The following is a 19,846-nucleotide window of genomic DNA, read 5'->3' on the forward strand; positions in this document are numbered from 1 at the left end:
AATGCTACTTAACTTACATCAAACGTCTTATTCAGTTGTTTCAATCAAACCATATTTTCCATCTTTTCTTTTATATACAATACTAGTACCGTCTGTTTCACGATCCGTAAAGATGAAGAAATCATGTCCTAATAAATCCATTTGAAGCACTGCTTCTTCAGAATCCATTGGTTTCAAACTGAAATTTTTTGCACGAATAATTTCGATTTCATTATCCGCTTCATTTTCATCATTTTGAATTTCAACTGCTTCTTTTTCTTCTGGTAGTGAAGCAAACGCTTCTTGCTCACCACGATTTCTATTTCTACGATTTACACGTGTTTTGTATTTTCTAACTTGTCTTTCAAGTTTGTTATTAATTAAATCAATACCTGCATACAAATCATCGTTACGTTCTTCAGCTCTTAATGTAACATTTTTCAATGGAATTGTTACTTCGATCTTAGTAGCTGAGTTTTGATACGTTTTCACTTTAACGTGTGCTGTTGCATTTGGCACATCATTAAAATAACGCTCTAATTTACCAATTTTCTCCTCAATATAGTTGCGAATCGCATCAGTAATAGTGAGGTTCTCTCCGTGAATTTCAAATCTGATCATAATCATCGACTCCTTTAAAACCTCTATATTGGTAATATTGCTTACTAATATAATACCACGTTTAGTCTACCGTGCAAACGTAAACACATCGAATTTTCTGATTTTTCTAACATATACTTTTTCAATCGCATGATGAACCGTTAAGCCAGTAGTATAAATGTCATCCACAAGTAAAATACTTTTATCTTCTAAATTGATATCTTTTGATACTTCAAATGGATTATCAAGTCGCGCTCTATGTAGCTTGCCTAATAATGATTGTTTAGGCCTCACCTTAGTTTGAAGTATAGATTCATATGGTACTTGCTGTTTATCTAACACACAAGTAACTGGATTAAAGGTGCGATTGATATCTCTTTCTACAGGAGATGGAATTGGAATAATTAAATCGTAAGACTGTTTCGGTAGTGTAAGTTGTTCTGCCAAAATTTCACAAATTGCTACATCTTTTAACAATTTGTATTGATGTATCAGTTGTTTCACTACGCCTTTATATTGATAATTACAATATAATTGATTCATTAACGGAAATTTAACTGCTAAGAACGCACAATCTAGACATTTATGCTCCCCTTGATCAAGTTTTTTTAGACATTTTGTACAACGCCCTTCCAATACGATTTTGTTTTCTTCCCATAGTTCTATACAATTTACACACATCTTTACAGGCTTTTTATAAAAATTAAGCGCATCGAACATTTCTGTTAACTTGGCATCACATTGTATACATCTAGCCATCAATCCACTTCTTTTTTAGTGCTAACTGATTCATATCTATAATTGCTTTTCGAGCTTTTAACATAGGCAAAGTAATACCTTCATGTAAAAATAATACGAGCCCTGTTGGTTCCTCTATCTTTCTTCCAACTCTACCAGCGATTTGTATTAACGCACTCTTATTAAAAATTTGGCTATTACAGACGATGACATCTAATTTGGCCATGGTAAATCCTCTTTCTAATATTGTTGTAGTAAAAATGACTTGGTAATCCCCATTTCTTAAAGCTTTGACTTTTTCAAATCTTAAGGCATCTTCGCTATATACATAAGTTAATGACGTTATTTCCTTTTTATAGCGATGATATGCTGTTTTCATTAAATTGATATTATCGAAAAACACGAGTGTATAACGCTCTGTTAAGATTTGTTTTTTTAGTATCTTCAGCAATGCATATTGTATTTTATGTTGCTTTAATTTGAAATATTTAAAACGCGGTACAGGTAATGGCTGTCTATGATATCTCGCAGGTAGTGTGATGACATCAGATGGATTCATCTTCTTTAATAAATGTCTAGGCGGTGTAGCCGTCATAAATATATGACAGTGTGTCGCTTTTGATGCATGAGTAATCGCTTCTTGTAATGAATGATCCATTACTAAAGGAAATGCATCTACTTCGTCAACAATAATTAAATCAAAATGATGCTTGAATCGATATAATTGATGTACGGTTGAAATGATAAAGTGCCCATCAAAGCGCTGTGTTTGACCTTGGTAAAGTACATCAATCTGATCTGAAGAAAATGCCTTTTTAATCCTCATACTAATTTCTATCACAACATCTACCCTAGGGGATACAATCGCGACATTATCCCCTCTACTACGCGCATAATGAATACCTTCAAATATCATTTCTGTTTTTCCAGCACCAGTGACTGCATATAAAATTTTAGTTTCATAATCTTTAATTGCCTTTAGAATTGCTATCGATGCAAAAGTTTGTTGTTCAGACAGTTTGAAATCTAACTGATATATGCCCTGAGACGCAACATTTTTAGATTTTGTAATAAAGATTGGCTTTATATTATCCATTCTTCCTAAATTGATACAATTTCTACAATAGACTATTTCTTTTTTTAATATAGTTGAATAATAATTATAAAAATGACGCGGTTCTTTCGTATGACATTGCATACACTGCCATTGATTATGTTTTTTTATAATGCCAGTTGAAGTCTTATCAATGATTTCATCGGTCAGTAACGTTTTATCTAACATAAGTCGACCATAATATTTTATTTGCCTTACCTCCAAAAAAAGACATGTAACACCCAATAGGCGTGACATGTCTCTAATTTATTCATTAATTTAATCTGTGCGAATGGTACTTCCAATATACCCTAAACCAATACCACCAGATCCTAAATGTGCAGCAATGACTGGTCCAAAGCTAGAACGATAAATATTGTACTGAGGATAGTTAGTTTCTAATTCTTGTTGAATCCAATCTGAATCTTCAGGAATATCACCCTCAATTACAAATAACGTAACTTCATCTAGATTTTTGACTTCATTTATCACTTTTTCAACCATTTTACGCAAAGCACGTTTTTTAGTTCTTACTTTTTCATCTGGAACAATTTTGCCATCTTCGAACTTTAACACTGGCTTCATCTTCAACATCGTTCCAATCCAAGCTTGCGCACCTGTAATTCGACCACTTTTTTGTAAATTTTTCAAATCATCTACCATGAGTACTGCACCTGTTACTTCACGGATTGCATGTAATGCTTCAATGATAGCTTTAGGTTCATAGCCTTGTTCAATCATTTCTATCGCTTTAAGGACATATCCACCTTCAACCATCGCAGCTAATTTAGAATCAAACGTATGGACATTAATGTCTGAGACCATTTCACCTGCTTGTGTCGCAGTTTGATAGCACCCACTGATTCCAGAAGAAAGAAATACACAAATGACATCTGTATAGCCTTCTTCGCGAAGTTGCTCGAAATTCTCCAGAAAATCTCCGATTGCAGGTTGGCTCGTTGTTGGAATTGTAGCTGAGGTCTTCATACGTTCATAAAATTCGTCTGTTGAAATGGATGCATTCTCAACGTAATTCTCACCACTATCAAATGTGACACTAAGTGGTGCAACTTTGATATTATATTTGTCTATTAATGTTTGAGATAGATAACTCGTTGAATCTGTCAAGACAGCAATCTTCATCCTAATCCTCCTCAATTATACTCACAACTATGATACCTTATTTTCAACCAAAAGAAAATTTATTTTTACATTTATGCTTGTATTCAATACAGTGTATAATACAAAGGTAGCGATGATGATAAACATTATTACAATGGATAAAATCTATAGACATTTGGAGGGTTACACATGGAAGACACAATTATAACGATAAAAGCAGAACATATAATTGAAAATGTAATCAATAAATCTCGTTTTATTGCACATATTAAACCAGTAGAATCAGAAGAAGATGCGAAAGCCTTTATTAATCAAGTGTCTACAAAACACCGTGAAGCAACACATAATTGTTTTGCATATACAATTGGCGATCAAATGAATATACAAAAAGCCAATGACAATGGTGAACCAAGCGGTACTGCTGGCGTACCAATGTTAGGTATTTTAAAAAAATTAGAAATACATAATGCTTGCGTGGTTGTTACACGTTATTTTGGTGGCATTAAACTAGGTGGCGGCGGCCTTATTCGCGCTTATAGTGGTGCCGTTAGAGACGTTATTTACGATATTGGTCGTGTAGAACTTAAACCCGCTATACCTACAACTGTAACCATTAATTATGATTTAACAGGGAAATTCGAATATGAACTTGAAAGCACGTCCTATTTATTACGTGATCAAAATTATACAGACAAAGTAAGTTATCAAATAGATGTTGTCGCGTCTGACTATGATGAATTTATTGCATTTTTAAATAGAACAACGTCTGGTAATTATGATTTAGAAGAAGGCGAAGTCATGAGGTTACCGTTTGATATACCAACAGATTAAATATAAATGATAGATATATGTCTTATTTTACAAGTACTTAAACAAACCGAATCGTACAAAAAAACCGACAAGTCAGTAACCTCTGACTTGTCGGTTTTATAGTTTCACAATTTCATTGCTATCACTGTTCATCTTTATTATGCTCTTTATTTTCTATTAATTTCAATAGAGGTCTGTAATCATCATCAATTAATCCTGTAAATTCTACAATCAATTCAATTGTAATGAATATGAGTATGAGCATCATGAATACACCCCAAGGTTGGGATAAGTATAATATAATACTAGAGAGACTAAACAGTATCGCAATTGAATATATCAATAACACGGTTTGTCGATGCGAATAGCCTAATTCTAAAAATTTATGATGCAAATGAGATTTATCGGCCTGCATAATATGTTGACCTTTCTTCACTCGACGTATCATAGCGAATAGTGTATCGATAAATGGTACTGCTAAAATAACGATTGGGAAGAATAAGGATACAAATGTAATGTTTTTAAACCCGAGTAATGATAGAAAGCCTACAATAAATCCAACTAATAGCGCGCCACTGTCACCTAAAAAGATTTTTGCTGGATGGAAATTGAAGAATAAAAATCCTAAAAGTGCACCTATCAATACACTACATATCATTATAATAAATATATTGGCTTGTAATATTGCTATAAAGCCAATTGTCATCAGTGCAATCATTGAAACGCCTGACGCTAGACCATCTAATCCATCGATTAAATTTATCGCATTCGTAATGGCAACAATCCAAATGACCGTTATTGGAATACCAAATATACCAAAATGTATCGTTGGACCAATAGGTAATGAAATAAAGTCAATTGTAACACCATAGTAAACAACGACTAACGCCGCAATTACTTGGCCAAGTAATTTCATAATTGGTTTTAAGTCATAGATATCATCTATCAAACCAACCAAATAGATTAATACAGATCCAATAACAAGCGGTTTGACCTCAGTTTCTATAGGATGTCCAAGCCAAATTCCAACTAAAAACGATAAGAGTATCACAGTTCCACCAAGTACTGAAATAGGTTTAGTATGTACCTTTCTAAAATTCGGTTGATCTACAATCCCTAATTTATGAGAAACTTTTATGACTATTGGTGTAAGTATTAAACTGACTATCATTGAAAAAATGATTAGTAATAATGTATACATCAGTTCACCTTCATTAATATGGTTCTTAATTATTTTAAATTTCAAAGTCTATGTTGAAAATATTTGTTTCATTAAATTGTGAATTCACTTCAAAAATGACTATTTTAATACTTCCTAATAAAAATATAGTCTCATTACACAATTGATATTTTTACATAACTTTATAATACCTTATACGCTTTTACTTATACAACTAGAAGTGCGATAATAAATGCGTTATATTTAGGGATATTATTTATTAAATCAATTTTAGTGAATTTTTAATTTTTCACTAAAAAATAATTTTAACATGAATATTAAGTGAATGTTAGAATTTTCTATTCACCCCATGATGACAAATTGTAAGTTTTCACTTACAATAACTAAGTGTTTATTTAAAGGAGTGTAAAGTAAAAATGTTTGAAGCTATTATCTATAATATTTCTGTTACCGTAGCTGGAATTTATTTATTCCATCGTCTACAATACTCAGAAAATAGAATTATGGTATTTTCAAAAGAATATGTCACTGTTTTAATGACGATAGTAGCGCTTTTACTATCTGCGTACCCTGTCCCAATATTCAATGAGTATACACTCTATTTATCCTTTGTACCTATCCTATTTTTAGGTAGATATACGAATATGTTTTACACTGTTCTATCCGCCTTTATTGTCGGCTTAGTCAATGTTCTGATTGGGGATTATACAATAATTACTGCTATGATATTTATCGTAATAGCAGGCATCATTGGTGCGATAGGTCCATTCTTAAAACAAAGTGATATCATTTCATTGCAAATACTAAATGTCATTGCATTAGTTATTTTTGCAATTTTATCATTAATCAGCCCATATTACGAGATTACAGAAGTCTTATTTTTAATTCCGATTTCATTTGTCTTAACAATAACTTCGTCTATTACCTTTGTTGATATTTGGCATTTCTTCTCATTAGTCAATCGATATGAGAACGAAGATAAAGTAGATTACTTAACTGGATTAGGTAATGTTAAAGAATTCGATAGACATTTAAATGAAACAGCTCGTTTATCTGAAGAAAATAACCAAAGTTTAGGTTTATTACTGATTGATATCGACGGTTTCAAAGATGTGAACGATATGTATTCACATAAATCGGGCGACGCTGTACTCAGACAAGTGGCTCAATTACTTAAAAACTATGTGCCACAACAGTTTAGTATTTATCGTAATGGCGGTGAAGAATTTTCTATTGTTTTGTATGATTATACTTTAGACCAATGTGTCAAATTAAGTGAGAGTATTCGTGGCGGTGTAGAACAATCTACATTCCATTTACCAAACAAAGAAGTCATTAAATTATCCGTATCTATTGGCGTTGGATACTTGACAACAGATGATTACAAATCACAACGAAAAGTGTTTAAAATTGCTGACGATATGTTGCATATGGCTAAAAACGAAGGCCGTAACCAAGTCATGTTTAACCCAATTGTTAAATTATAGGGAGTGGGACTTTACATTTTCAATGCAGCCACCTACTACCTAAATGAAAAAGAGTTTGAGACATCTATTTTTGTCCCAAACTCTTTTTTTCGTAAAAATAAATGTAACGTTTCTTTCACCTACCATGCCCTTCACACAGCGCGATTCATCCATATGTTTTACTTTTTCTAAATAAAGTTTCAATTAAAGCATTGAATAATTATAGTAATTAAAATGAGTTTGTTACAATATATAATGTTATATAAAACATTAATTACCGTAAGATACGCTATTGAAAGTTTTTATTCGACAATGTAAACTTTCAATTGTTCTATTAACAATTCAGGAGGTGCGAAGCTATGTCAGATTCAATTACCATCATTGATGAAGATAAAGTCATTGATGTCGTATTAATCGCAGGCAGAATTTTACTAGAAAGCGGTGCTGAAACGTATCGTGTTGAAGATACAATGACAAGAATCGCTGCAAGTTATGGTTTAGATGATACATATAGCTTTGTAACATCAACTGCAATCATTTTTTCGTTAAATAATCGTACAAATACACGACTCATTAGAATTCGTGAACGTACTACAGATTTAGAAAAAATTGCATTAACAAATAGTTTGTCTCGTAAAATATCTAGTAACAAGCTAGATATTGATCAAGCAAAATCTGAACTTATCCATTTACACCATGCTTCCTTGCAGTATTCATCAATTACCAATTTTGTTGCAGCAGCAATTGCCTGTGGCTTTTTCCTATTTATGTTTGGTGGCGTCATTAATGATTTTATATTTGCAATCATCACTGGTGCTGGTGCCTTTTTAACTTTCAGCTATGTACAACGCTATATTCAAATTAAATTCTTTTCTGAATTTATCAGTGCAGCTGTTGTTATAGCTATCGCTGCTTTCTTCACTAAAATAGGTTGGGCACACAACCAAGATATCATAACCATTGCCGGTGTTATGCCCTTAGTACCCGGTATATTGATTACAAATGCAATTCGTGATCTAATGGCTGGTGAATTAATTGCAGGCATGTCACGTGGCGTTGAAGCTGCACTAACCTCATTTGCAATTGGTGCCGGTGTTGCTATCGTCTTATTAATCTTTTAGAAAAGGAGTGCTGATAATGTTCATTGTTTATTACTTTTTACAGTTTGTGATTAGCTTTTTCGCATCAATGTTATTTTCTATTCTTTTTAATGCACCTAGACGCCTCCTTTTAGCCTGTGGTTTTGTTGGTGCCATGGGATGGATTATTTATAAATTATCCTTTGATGCTGATTTAGGTAAAGTGTTAGCGTCATTTTTAGGTAGTTTTATTTTAGCAATTATGAGTCATGTCATGAGTAGACGTTATAAACGTCCTGTTATTATCTTTATCGTTCCAGGAATTATACCTCTTGTACCTGGTGGTTTAGCTTACGAAGCCACACGTTTTCTTGTAAGTAATCAGTATACGCATGCGGTGAATACCTTCCTTGAGGTCACGTTAATCTCTGGAGCTATTGCATTCGGTATCTTATGTGCTGAAATCATTTATTATATCTATACACGTGTTAAACAGCATTATGGTAAAATGAAAGGCAAAACATATAAAAAATCTTATAATATAAATAATAGAGCTTAAGGGGTGTTTTTAAATGAAACAAGACATAATTGATCGACTTACAAGATATGTAACAATCGACACACAATCCAATCCAGAATCTACAACGACGCCTTCAACTGAGAAACAATGGGATTTATTAAATTTATTAAATGACGAATTGACTGATTTGGGATTAGAAACTGATATTGACGAACAAGGTTACTTATTTGCTACTTTAGACAGTAATGTAGACATCGATTTACCTACTGTCGGATTTTTGGCACATATTGATACTTCACCTGACTTCAACGCGTCTCATGTAAATCCTCAAATTATTGACAACTATGATGGGACACCGATTCAATTAGGTAAGACGAACCGTACATTAAGCCAAGATGTATTCCCTGCTATGAAAAACGTTGAAGGTCATACATTAATGATTACAGATGGTACTTCTTTGTTAGGTGCTGACGATAAAGCCGGTGTAGTTGAAATTATGGAAGCTTTAAAATACTTAACTTCACATCCTGAAATTAAACACGGTAAAATTCGCGTAGCCTTTACGCCCGATGAAGAAATTGGAAGAGGTCCACATGAATTTGATGTAGAACGTTTTAATGCTGATTTCGCATACACGATGGATGGTAGTGAGTACGGAGAATTACAGTATGAAAGCTTTAATGCTGCAGAAGCGATCGTGACATGCCATGGCGTGAACGTTCATCCTGGATCAGCGAAAGATGCTATGATAAACGCTGTATTATTAGGTCAGCAATTTAATGCTTTATTACCACAAAATGAAGTTCCAGAAAGAACGGAAGGTTATGAAGGATTTTATCATTTAATGAAAATAAATGGCGATGTTGAAAAAACAACCTTACAATATATTATTCGTGATCATGATAGAAACGAATTTGAATTACGTAAAAAACGTCTCGTCGAAATAAAAAATGATATTAACTCACATTTCGAAGATGAACCTATTGAAGTAGAAATTAATGACCAATATTACAATATGGGTGAAAAAATCGAACCTAACCCACACGTGATAGATATACCTAAACGTGTTTTCGAAAAATTAGGCATTCCAGCAAATACCGCACCAATACGCGGTGGTACTGATGGTTCTCAACTTTCATATATGGGACTACCTACACCAAACATTTTCACAGGTTGTGACAATTTCCATGGACCATTCGAATACGCGTCTATTGATGTCATGGAAAAAGCAGTACAAGTTGTAGTCGGTATAGCTGAAGAAGTTGTAAATACTTACGATAAGTAATACTAAAAGTAGTTGTTTTTACTTTTAAACATGTAGCGCCTATGACACAAATACAAAAAATAGAGCTAATCCGATATGGATTAGCTCTATTTTTATTACTTTGAACATGGCCACATATCTAAAATATACATCCTGTCAGTATACGCCCCATTATGCAACTAATCTAAGTATTAGTTCCTGATTAAATTGCTATAAATGGTAGTTTATACGACTTAAAATAAGATATGCTTGTTTCACTTTACGTTTAATTTGTACTGAATTGTGTTTTCAGTAATTTAATTGCCTGAACTGTATAATGTCTAATTTGAATCCCCATTTTAAAATCAGTAAAACTTTCAGGCATTTCAATAAATGTATTAAACATTGATGTAACACCCATTGATTCAAATAAATCAAATTTATCTGGTGTTGCACAAATTGCAATCGATGGTTTGTCATATTTCGTAGCTAACTCTGCAAGGCGAACAGTTGTAGTTTCTAATATTTGGTCTTCTTCATTGACACCTTCTCCAAAAATAATTAAATCCGCCTGTTTAATCAATGAATCTAAATGTGTTATTTGGTCAACTAATGCATGACTTGTCATAATTTCTGCATCAAAAAGCGCTTTTAGCACTGCAGCAATACCGCCTCCTGCACCACCTCTTTGAATCGGTCCAAGCGCGAGTTTGAGTTCGCTTTTAAATATTTCACTTAAATACCAAATTAAATTATCAATTTCTGCTGCATTTTCTCTACTTAAACCATAAGTTTCATAGGTTTGCATAATCTCACTATGTTTACCATATAATTTACTATCAAAATCTGACATTACTTGAAAACGAACATCTTTTAATTTTGAGTTTAATGCAGAAGTATCTATTTTTCGAATGTACTTCAACATACGACTACCTTCACGCATATCAACTTCTTGAGCTTCATCATCATAAAATTTAGCACCTAAGGCCTGTAACATGCCTGCACCACCATCAAAACTTGCGATACCGCCTAATGATATAACAATATGGTCTGCATCATTTTCAAGCGCATCAGCAATGATTTCACCCATACCAAAACTCGTGCGTTCATTTATCGGTTTTTGACCACTTAAAAATAAATTACCTTCAATCACAGTCATACCACTATCTGTAATACCGTAAATGGCTTCTACTTCATTCATATCAGCATCATGTGTAGGCACTCTATATTTGGTTCCTGATTGCCATAAAAAGACAGAATCCATTAATTCATGGCGTCCGTTAAACAATGGCACTTGAACGATATCTGCTTTCTCAATTTGGCTTGCTACCGCTTCTTCCACATAGCGGTTTGCTTGATAACTCGAAATAATTCCATTAAATTCATCCATCGCCACTAAAACTTTCATATTGTCACCTCAAGTATTTTATCAATTCATTTTTGTATTTTTGTATAATGAAACATAAACTATTATAAAGTCATTTTCAACCAGATTGAACCACAAAAATTTGTGGTCTTGGTTAATGAAGTAGGCAACAGATAAATATGTTGGCCATCGTCTGCGAAGTCTATTTATAGCATGTGTTCGCTATCCCAACCTCACTACCTGTATCTATAAGTAGCCACATATAGTCATTCCCAATAAAGTAGTAGTCTATATTTCATATTCAACTATTTATTATACATGTCAGATGAACATTTTTCACATTATAAGAAACGCTTGCTAATCACTTTCATTTAGAGAAGCGGTTAACAAGCGTTTTTTTGCATATTCTGTTATGTTTTACTCTTCAGCGTTAGCTAAAGTCGTAACGTTAATATCACTGTGACTCGCATTCCAAATCGCCTGTCCCTTAACAAAATAAAATGCTTGTGGCGATTCATGTTTTACATTTGTTTTTTCTTCTATATAATTCGATAAGTCTCTTTCTTGTTGCACAATTAAATAATAACCATCCATATCACGTTCATATAAGAATTTATTAAATTGATCCATTGCATTTGCTGAAATTGGGCACGTTTCACTGTGCTTCAATACAAATACATAATTATTTTCTTTTATAATTTGCTCAAACTGGTCAATCGAACTCAGCTTTATAGCCATTCTATTCACCTCTAAAAATATTTAACACACCCAAATTGTTTCAAAAAGTGTGAAATCTCCACGATATACTCATATCATTGTTTCCAATTATACACAATACTCTTTTTGTTGTTAACCGTTTATTTAAATTTTTATAACAATACAAATTTCTTTGTTAATTATAGTCTTCTTTTATATTGTTATATTGTTTATCAAATACGGCATCATATTTTTCTAAATCTTCACTTTCTTTAGGTAAAGTTTTATGATCTATTTTTGATAACTCATCACTAATATCAATCGTTTCTACACGTGTTTCATAATAATTTTGCAAGCTGTAATACATTTCAATCGCATTTTTACGCGCACTATTTACATAGTTATTCGTAATTTCAGCTTTGTTTAAATCTTTAATTTGTTTATTAATTAAAGGCATGATGTCTTTTTCAATCGATTGCTTAACTTTAGCTGAATCTGTTGAATCCAACTCTTTTTCTGCTGTATGTCTCAGTTCTTTGTTGTTTTCTTCTAATTTATGTTTGAAATTATTAACATCTGTGCGTGCGCCTGCATCATTTGCGTCTTGCATGTGCGCTTCAACTTGAGATCTACTTTTCTCAAATAACTTCGTATATTCTAAAATATCTTCATTTGCTTTAATTGCTTGATTGCATAAATCAACAAATACTTTCAAATCGTTAATAGCTGCTTTCTTATCTTTGACTGACTTTAAGTAGGTAGATTTTAAGTTTTTCGTTTCTTCAGATCCTGCCGGTAATTTTTTAGCTGCTGTCTCATATTCCTCTAACTTAGGGATTAATTTGCGATTAATGTTATTTTGCAAGTTATTAAATGCTTTTTTATCCTTATCAGTCGTATCTGTTTTACTTAAATCATCTAATTGCTTCAATGAAATGTCATCCATGACATGATTAAGTTCTTTTTCCTTATTTTTCACATCATTCAGTGAGCTATCAAAATCTTTGAATTCGTTAGCACCTTCATTACCGCATGCACCAAGGGTTATCACAAAGCCAAACAACAAAACAATGCAAAGTAATTTTTTCATTTCTGCACTCCTTATCATTCAGTATTATACAGAAACTTATTTAACTTGAAAATAATATGTGATATATTATTTCAGAATTTACAGTTTAACAGTTATATCACAATAAAGAAAGGAGTGAACAACCTATATGAATTCAAACATCCAAGCATTTATTTCTGAGGACAAAGATAATTATTTTGCAGAGCAATATCAAAATTTGAAAAAAATGCTTTTTAACCTGCTCGACACACCTGTTAAAACTACACTTCATATCGGTGGAACATCACATTTCAATTACGTTACTGAACCCATTTTAGATATATTAGTAGGCGTAGATAATTTACATGATATCACCGCTTTGGATGAAAAACGTTTGAATTATGAAGGTTTTTATCGTTTACACCATTCATATAAGAAAAAAGTAATTATGGCACAATTTAATAATTTAATAGATTTAAAACAAATAGCACGTTTACATATTATTCAAAAAGATTCTAACCTATACAAAGCGTATATTCAAACGCATCATCAATTGTCTCATGATCAACACACCGCTACACAATTTGGTTCTAAGAAATTGATGTTAGCTAATGAAGTTCGATCTATACGCGCATATGAAAATAAGAAACAACAATTATTTGATTCATTCTCTCACACAGTAAATTAACTTAAATATGGATTATGAAATATAGCCTCACATCAATATTAAACACACGATAATCATTGTATTAATAATTTAACAAAATTAATTACCATAGTATTTAGCAAAGACTCCAAATCATTGGTATAATGAATAAATGAATTCAACAGGAAAGGATGTTCTATAGTTGCATAAGGATGACATCTTAAAAGAATTAAAAGCACTTGTCCCAGAAGAAATTATTAAAATTGATGAACCTCTAAAAAAATATACATACACTCAAACAGGGGGTAAAGCCGATTATTATCTTTCCCCAACCCACAACGAACATGTGCAAGCCATTGTGCATTATGCTTACACACATGATATACCTGTGACGTATTTAGGTAATGGGTCTAATATTATTATTCGTGAAGGTGGTATTCGCGGTATTGTGATTAGTTTACTTTCACTTGATTACATTGATGTGTCCGACGATGCTATCATTTCAGGTAGTGGCGCTGCAATCATCGATGTTTCACGTGCTGCAAGAGACCATGGCTTAACTGGTCTTGAATTCGCATGCGGCATACCCGGTTCCATCGGTGGCGCTGTATTTATGAATGCTGGTGCTTATGGCGGTGAAGTAAAAGACTGTATTGATTATGCACTTTGCGTTAATAACAAAGGTGAATTAATCACGTTAACCAATAAAGAACTTGAGTTGGACTATCGTAATAGTATTGTTCAGAAAGAACATCTCGTTGTATTAGAAGCTGCCTTTACCTTAGCACCTGGCGATCAACAAGAAATACAAGCTTCTATGGATGATTTAACAGAAAGAAGAGAATCAAAACAACCACTAGAGTATCCTTCATGTGGTAGTGTATTCCAACGTCCGCCTGGTCATTTCGCTGGTAAGTTGATTCAAGATGCTCATTTGCAAGGTCATCGCATTGGTGGCGTTGAAGTTTCAACAAAACATGCTGGCTTTATGGTTAACGTAGATAAAGGAACGGCAACAGATTATGAAGATTTAATTCATTACGTTCAAAAAATAGTACAAGAAAAATTTGATGTTGAGCTGCACCCTGAAGTTAGAATTATTGGAGAACACCCACTCAATGAACAATAGGAGAAATCACTATGGTAAAAGTATATGGATCCACTGTAGATAATGAGTCACGCTGTACACATTATCAAACACCTTTAGATATTATTGCCATTAAGTTTAAATGTTGTAATAAATACTATCCTTGTTATAAATGCCACAATGAACATGAATCACATAAGATTCAGCGATGGCAAGCAAATGAATTTCACGAAAAAGCTATTTTATGTGGTGTCTGTAATCATGAAATGACAATTAATGACTACATGATGATAGAAGCTTGTCCAAAATGCGATGCCCATTTTAATAATCGCTGTAAGTATCATTATCATTTATACTTTGAAATTTAATAAAGAAACGATATAAAACTTAATTTTGTCATATTAAAAAGCGTAGATTCCATGGTGTGCATCTACGCTTTTTGTTATTTCTTTATTTGTTTGTATCTCATATTCCCAGTGAACTATTGGTCAATTTTATCACTAACATATTGTACAAATGTAGCAACGTCACCTTTTTGAATATTTTTCATAGGCATAGGCCCAATGTTAAAAGTGAAATTAATTTTTTCTCCATCATATTCAATTTTTTCAACTTCATTATATGCAATACTTCTATAATAAAATTCACCGTTCATATCAACATTTAAAATGATTCTCTCATTTGTAGCTATAAAAGCACCCTCAAATTCAGTCGAACCTTGTACTGAATACTCTACTGTGCCTAGAACAGTTGGTCCTTTTTTCTCAGTTGGAAATAAATCATTTGGATTTACATTATCTAATATCATGTACTTTGTCCCCCTACTATTTCTTTAAAACGCTCTATCTAGCATTTATATATTTACTCGAAAGTATGATGATAAAAATATTATAACATTAGTATGATAGTGATGAATAATTTAACGTTTTAACTTATTTTCTTTTCAACAAAAAAGCGCCTAGAATAAATTCCAGACGCTTTTTTCAATCAATATCCCCACATTTTAATGCTTTTTTATTTTTCCATCGCTTTTTCAACTTCATCGATTTGTTTTATCGCTGTTGTTGTTGATCCACTAGCAAAATACCAAAGTTTTGGATCTAATTCATACACTTTATTGTCTTTGATTGCTTTAACATCTTTAATAACGTCATTACCTAATGCTTTTTTAGCTGTAGCGTTATCACTTACTGCTTGACCACGGTCCATTGCGAAAATAATACTTGGATCTTTCTCAGCAATATATTCATTTGTAACGTTTTGACCATGTTGGCTATCTTTAATGTTATCATCTGCAGGAGTGAAGCCCATTGTATCGAAAATCATCGAACCGAAACGTTCACCAGAACCAAATGTTGATAATTCACCTTCATTAACTAATAAGAATAATGCTTTATCATTTTTTAGATCTTTTGTTTTTTCTTTCATACTAGCAATTTTATCATCTAATTCTTTATTTAATGATTTAGCTTTATCTTCTTTATCATAAATTTTCCCTAGATTTTCTGCATTTTTCTTCAATGAATTCAATTCATCTTTATCGTCTGCACCAACATAAACAACTTTTGCATCAGGTGCTGCTTTTTTAAATTCATCTAGGTTTTTTTGATTTGCTGTACGTCCAGATATGTATATTACGTCTGGTTTAGCTTCTGCAATTTTATCGAAATTAACTTCTTTAAGACTACCAGTATTTAAATACTTATCATCTTTGAAATCACTTAAGAAATCAGGTAATGACTTGTTACCTTCACCTTTAGGAAGCGCTTTAACTTTATCTTGAAGACCAAGTTCTTTCATTGTGTCTAATGCACCATAATCTAAAACAACTGCCTTTTCAGGATTTTTAGGCACTTCAACTGTTTCTTTAACAGTCTTGGCATCACTACCATCACGCTTTTCACCATTTGCTTTATAATTATTTTCAATTTTTACAGTTTCATTTGAATCTTTACTCTTCGAATCAGTGTCTGAAGATTTTTTATCTTCTGATCCGCCATTACTACATGCTACTAATAAAAACATTAACCCAACTACTAATAATAATCCTAACTTTTTCATGTGCTTAACTCCTCCTGAATTTTTAATATGTACTACCTTCTATGTCCCTAAAAGTTTAACAACGTTACGGTTGCATCACTCCCTTCAAAGTCCACGCATCATCTTACATCGACTGTGCAAATGATAATTCCGGCACTTCGGTCACTTCATCGTAATAAATACAAATACGTTGTCCACGAATCTCTTCAATTTTGACATCCATATCATATAATTCTTTTAAAATATCTGTTTGGATGACTTCATTTTTCGTACTTGCCTTAACAAGTTGGCCATCTTTCAAAGCAATAATATCGTCTGAATAGCAAGAGGCAAAATTAATATCATGAATAACGACTACAATCGTCTTATCCAACTCTTTGGCTAATCTTCTCAAAGTTTGCATAATTTGAACTGAATGTTTCATATCCATATTATTTAACGGTTCATCAAGTAAAATATAATCCGTATCTTGAGCAATAGTCATTGCTACATAAGCACGTTGACGCTGTCCACCAGAAAGTGTTTTTAAATAACGACCTCTAATTTCAGTAAGATGTAATAACTCGAGTGCATACTCAACTTGATCTCTATCTTCTTGCTTCAAACGCCCCTTGGAATGAGGAAAACGTCCAAATTTAACCAACTCTTCAACCGTTATATTCAATTCTGTATGATTAGATTGTTTTAAAATTGATAGTTTTTTAGCCAAGTCATTACTTTTATAATCTGTAATCGCTTTGCCCTCTATATCGATGGTACCTTCTTCAAAGTCAATTAATCGTGTAATAGCAGACAATAGCGTACTTTTACCTGCACCGTTAGGCCCTATCATCGATGTAAGTCGTCCCTTGCGTATCTCTACATCAATATCTTGCAAAATCACTTTATCTTGTATCGTTTTATTAAGCCCTTGTACTCGTATCAATTCGCATGTCTCCTTTTAATTAATAAATAAATGAAGTAACTGCCACCTACTAAATCAATGATGATACTAACTTGCGTTGTTGCTTGAAAGAAATTCTCTACAATTGCTTGCGCTAAAAACAAACTTATCCAACTTATACAAATGGTTGCCGGTAAAATATATTTGTGTTGATACGTTTTCATTAATTCATGAGCCAAGTTTACTGTCAGTAACCCTAAAAATGTAATTGGTCCTACTAATGCCGTTGAAATAGACACCAAAATTGCAACTAGAATTAATAAAATACGTGTTAATGTCTGATAAGAAATCCCTAAATTGATAGCTTGATCTCGACCTAGTAGCAACACGTCTAAATAAGGTATTGCGTATACAGTAATCATAATTAAAATGATAAGTATCACACCACATAAAGTGACCAATTTCGTATTTGACGCATCAAAATTAGCAAACATTGCGCTTTGTACAGCTAAAAAATCTTCTGGATTGATAATTAATTCTAAAAAGCCTGTGATACTTCTAAAGAATGTGCCTAAAATAATACCAACAAGTAATATTAAATAGACTGAAACATTTCCGATTCTAAAAATGCCTTGAAATAATAATAATGAAAAACCAATCATGACTATGAGTGATATAAGGAAGCTAATGTATAGATTTGTAACAAATACGGATTGTACTCCGAATACAAAAACAATCAATACTTTTACAAACATATATACAGCGTCCAACCCCATAATAGATGGTGTTAAAAGTCTGTTCGTGGTAATCGCTTGGAAAATAACGACAGACGCAGCAATGGCACCACCTACTAAAATCATGAGGATCAATTTACGCAAACGACTTGTAAATTGATATTGGAATATTTCGAAATCAATACCTATAATGAGATACAATCCCGCGATAACCACAGTAATTGCTATTAACGTAAATAATTTAGACTTAGCACTAATTTGCATAATTATGTCGTCCTTTCATTAACAAGATTATGAAAATAACAGTGCCAAAGACCCCAATCGTTAAACCGATATTAATTTCATATGGATATACAATGATTCTGCCAAAAATATCAGAAAACATTACAAATATAGCACCTAGCATCGCTGTATGCGGCAATGCATTTTTCAGATGGTCTCCCCTAAAAATTGAGACAATATTAGGAACAATAAGCCCTAAGAATGGTAACGTGCCTACAGTTACAACAACCAGTGCTGTAATCGTAGCCGTGATAAACAATCCTATATTAATTATTTTTTCATAATTGACTCCTAAGTTATTACTAAAATCTTTCCCCATACCAGCAATAGTAAAATGATTGGCGAATATATATGTAAGTATTAATAAAGGAATGCTTAAGTATAAAATCTCATATCTACCGCTTGTAATAATGGCGAAGTTACCATTTAACCAATTTCCTATACTTTGTACTGTATTGGTTCTCAACGCGATAAATGTTGCAAAACTTGATACGATACCACCTAACATGATGCCTAATAGTGGTATGAAAATGACGTCTGTAAAACGAATATATTGTACTAATTTAACGAAAAGGAAAGTACCTGCAATACTTAAAACTACTGCAAAAATTAACTTTATAATGATATTCTCCTGTGGAAAGAAAATCATTGATAATAAAATACCTAGTTTCGCCCATTCCATCGTTCCAGCAGTAGTAGGACTGACAAATTTATTCTGCATCATTTGTTGCATAATTAAACCAGCTAGCGCTAACGTACTACCCGATATGATGATACTAACCGTTCTCGGAATTCTACTTGAAACAATAATATTCATCTGTGATTCTGTAAGATGGAAAATGTCTATAATTGATACCTTGCTTACGCCTATAAATAAAGAAAGGATTGTAAGTACCAGTAATATAATAGCTAAGACAATACCATTTAATAAAAATTTCATAAATGACCTACCTCTAACCCTTCCACTATAAAATGCGATGCTCAAACTACATTGGTTATGATAATCATTATCAATACCTATAATAAAATTTTACCATTTTTAATGGTAAATTCAATAGCCTTGAGCAATTTAAACAAAAGTATTTAAATACAATCTATATATGTATAGCGTTATATTTAATATCACACCTTGAAAAACACACTTTTTTATTTTAATTGTTCATTTTTATGTAATTTTATTCTAATGGACTTTATATAATGTATATCTCTATTTAAATATCATGCCTGTTTATTT

General features: G+C 32.4%; 21 protein-coding genes. 8 read left to right on the forward strand and 13 right to left on the reverse strand.

What is annotated here, in order from left to right; translation table 11 throughout:
• Positions 1-27: 27 nt before the first annotated feature.
• The 4 genes from hpf to fakB1 all read right to left on the reverse strand — a co-directional run bounded on the left by hpf (position 28) and on the right by fakB1 (position 3,553).
• Positions 28-600: a ribosome hibernation-promoting factor, HPF/YfiA family gene (gene hpf / locus KA893_RS03995; protein ID WP_037538957.1), complete on the reverse strand. Its 573-nt coding sequence runs from the start codon at positions 598-600 to the stop codon at positions 28-30.
• Positions 601-666: 66 nt separating this feature from the next.
• Entirely contained in the window at positions 667-1,338 is a 672-nt protein-coding gene (locus tag KA893_RS04000) for a ComF family protein (RefSeq protein WP_002483908.1), read from the reverse strand.
• Positions 1,331-2,599 carry a DNA/RNA helicase gene (locus KA893_RS04005; protein WP_037538959.1) on the reverse strand — a complete coding sequence of 423 codons (1,269 nt, stop codon included), beginning with the start codon at positions 2,597-2,599 and terminating at the stop codon, positions 1,331-1,333. Before KA893_RS04005 ends, KA893_RS04000 begins: the two co-directional genes overlap by 8 nt.
• Before the next feature lie 90 nt (positions 2,600-2,689).
• A complete protein-coding gene (gene fakB1 / locus KA893_RS04010) occupies positions 2,690-3,553 on the reverse strand; it encodes a fatty acid kinase binding subunit FakB1 (RefSeq protein ID WP_002483910.1) in 864 nt (287 codons plus the stop codon).
• 168 nt (positions 3,554-3,721) lie between these two features.
• Between fakB1 and KA893_RS04015 the strand changes: the two genes are divergently transcribed.
• Positions 3,722-4,363: a YigZ family protein gene (locus KA893_RS04015; RefSeq protein ID WP_041079705.1), complete on the forward strand. Its 642-nt coding sequence runs from the start codon at positions 3,722-3,724 to the stop codon at positions 4,361-4,363.
• A gap of 121 nt (positions 4,364-4,484) precedes the next feature.
• Here the strand turns inward: KA893_RS04015 and KA893_RS04020 are convergent, their stop codons facing one another.
• Positions 4,485-5,543, reverse strand: coding sequence for a glycosyltransferase family 4 protein (locus KA893_RS04020; RefSeq protein WP_002483912.1), 1,059 nt, complete (start codon positions 5,541-5,543; stop codon positions 4,485-4,487).
• A 395-nt stretch (positions 5,544-5,938) separates the two neighbouring features.
• On the opposite strand from KA893_RS04020, the gene gdpS reads away from it, so the two are divergent.
• The 4 genes from gdpS (at position 5,939) to pepT (ending at position 9,872) form a co-directional block, all read left to right on the forward strand.
• Positions 5,939-7,009: a GGDEF domain-containing protein GdpS gene (gdpS, locus tag KA893_RS04025; RefSeq protein ID WP_011303636.1), complete on the forward strand. Its 1,071-nt coding sequence runs from the start codon at positions 5,939-5,941 to the stop codon at positions 7,007-7,009.
• A gap of 338 nt (positions 7,010-7,347) precedes the next feature.
• Positions 7,348-8,109, forward strand: coding sequence for a threonine/serine exporter family protein (locus KA893_RS04030; protein ID WP_041079707.1), 762 nt, complete (start codon positions 7,348-7,350; stop codon positions 8,107-8,109).
• A gap of 16 nt (positions 8,110-8,125) precedes the next feature.
• Positions 8,126-8,626, forward strand: a complete 501-nt coding sequence (locus tag KA893_RS04035; protein WP_100217405.1) for a threonine/serine exporter family protein — start codon at positions 8,126-8,128, stop codon at positions 8,624-8,626.
• A gap of 13 nt (positions 8,627-8,639) precedes the next feature.
• Positions 8,640-9,872, forward strand: coding sequence for a peptidase T (gene pepT, locus KA893_RS04040; protein WP_011303639.1), 1,233 nt, complete (start codon positions 8,640-8,642; stop codon positions 9,870-9,872).
• Between the two features lie 244 nt (positions 9,873-10,116).
• Here pepT and KA893_RS04045 read toward each other — a convergent pair whose 3' ends face one another.
• The 3 genes from KA893_RS04045 to KA893_RS04055 form a co-directional block, all read right to left on the reverse strand.
• Positions 10,117-11,238, reverse strand: a complete 1,122-nt coding sequence (locus KA893_RS04045; protein WP_002483917.1) for a glycerate kinase — start codon at positions 11,236-11,238, stop codon at positions 10,117-10,119.
• Positions 11,239-11,613: 375 nt separating this feature from the next.
• Positions 11,614-11,934 (reverse strand): bacillithiol system redox-active protein YtxJ, encoded by a 321-nt coding sequence (gene ytxJ / locus KA893_RS04050; protein WP_011303640.1) that lies wholly within the window; start codon positions 11,932-11,934, stop codon positions 11,614-11,616.
• Positions 11,935-12,088: 154 nt separating this feature from the next.
• Positions 12,089-12,982: an EMYY motif lipoprotein gene (locus tag KA893_RS04055; protein WP_194375959.1), complete on the reverse strand. Its 894-nt coding sequence runs from the start codon at positions 12,980-12,982 to the stop codon at positions 12,089-12,091.
• 127 nt (positions 12,983-13,109) lie between these two features.
• On the opposite strand from KA893_RS04055, the gene KA893_RS04060 reads away from it, so the two are divergent.
• From KA893_RS04060 to KA893_RS04070, 3 genes are all read left to right on the forward strand, one after another.
• Positions 13,110-13,628: a GrpB family protein gene (locus KA893_RS04060; protein WP_041079710.1), complete on the forward strand. Its 519-nt coding sequence runs from the start codon at positions 13,110-13,112 to the stop codon at positions 13,626-13,628.
• A gap of 160 nt (positions 13,629-13,788) precedes the next feature.
• Positions 13,789-14,715 carry a UDP-N-acetylmuramate dehydrogenase gene (gene murB, locus KA893_RS04065; RefSeq protein ID WP_041079711.1) on the forward strand — a complete coding sequence of 309 codons (927 nt, stop codon included), beginning with the start codon at positions 13,789-13,791 and terminating at the stop codon, positions 14,713-14,715.
• Between the two features lie 11 nt (positions 14,716-14,726).
• A complete protein-coding gene (locus KA893_RS04070) occupies positions 14,727-15,041 on the forward strand; it encodes a CHY zinc finger protein (protein ID WP_011303643.1) in 315 nt (104 codons plus the stop codon).
• Between the two features lie 113 nt (positions 15,042-15,154).
• On the opposite strand, the gene KA893_RS04075 is transcribed toward KA893_RS04070, so the two are convergent.
• The 5 genes from KA893_RS04075 to KA893_RS04095 all read right to left on the reverse strand — a co-directional run bounded on the left by KA893_RS04075 (position 15,155) and on the right by KA893_RS04095 (position 19,552).
• The gene (locus tag KA893_RS04075; RefSeq protein ID WP_041079712.1) at positions 15,155-15,481 is read right to left on the reverse strand and encodes a PH domain-containing protein; all 327 of its coding nucleotides are present in this window, start codon (positions 15,479-15,481) and stop codon (positions 15,155-15,157) included.
• A gap of 206 nt (positions 15,482-15,687) precedes the next feature.
• Entirely contained in the window at positions 15,688-16,734 is a 1,047-nt protein-coding gene (locus tag KA893_RS04080; RefSeq protein WP_041079713.1) for a ferrated catecholamine ABC transporter substrate-binding lipoprotein SstD, read from the reverse strand.
• A gap of 103 nt (positions 16,735-16,837) precedes the next feature.
• The gene (locus tag KA893_RS04085; RefSeq protein ID WP_069821753.1) at positions 16,838-17,638 is read right to left on the reverse strand and encodes an iron ABC transporter ATP-binding protein; all 801 of its coding nucleotides are present in this window, start codon (positions 17,636-17,638) and stop codon (positions 16,838-16,840) included.
• Positions 17,635-18,594, reverse strand: a complete 960-nt coding sequence (locus tag KA893_RS04090) for an iron chelate uptake ABC transporter family permease subunit (protein WP_002483925.1) — start codon at positions 18,592-18,594, stop codon at positions 17,635-17,637. Before KA893_RS04090 ends, KA893_RS04085 begins: the two co-directional genes overlap by 4 nt.
• The gene (locus KA893_RS04095) at positions 18,584-19,552 is read right to left on the reverse strand and encodes an ABC transporter permease (protein ID WP_069825728.1); all 969 of its coding nucleotides are present in this window, start codon (positions 19,550-19,552) and stop codon (positions 18,584-18,586) included. The genes KA893_RS04090 and KA893_RS04095 overlap by 11 nt, the downstream gene beginning before the upstream one ends.
• Positions 19,553-19,846: the final 294 nt, after the last annotated feature.

The organism is Staphylococcus sp. GDY8P126P (assembly GCF_017891965.1).
Lineage (GTDB): Bacteria > Bacillota > Bacilli > Staphylococcales > Staphylococcaceae > Staphylococcus > Staphylococcus saprophyticus.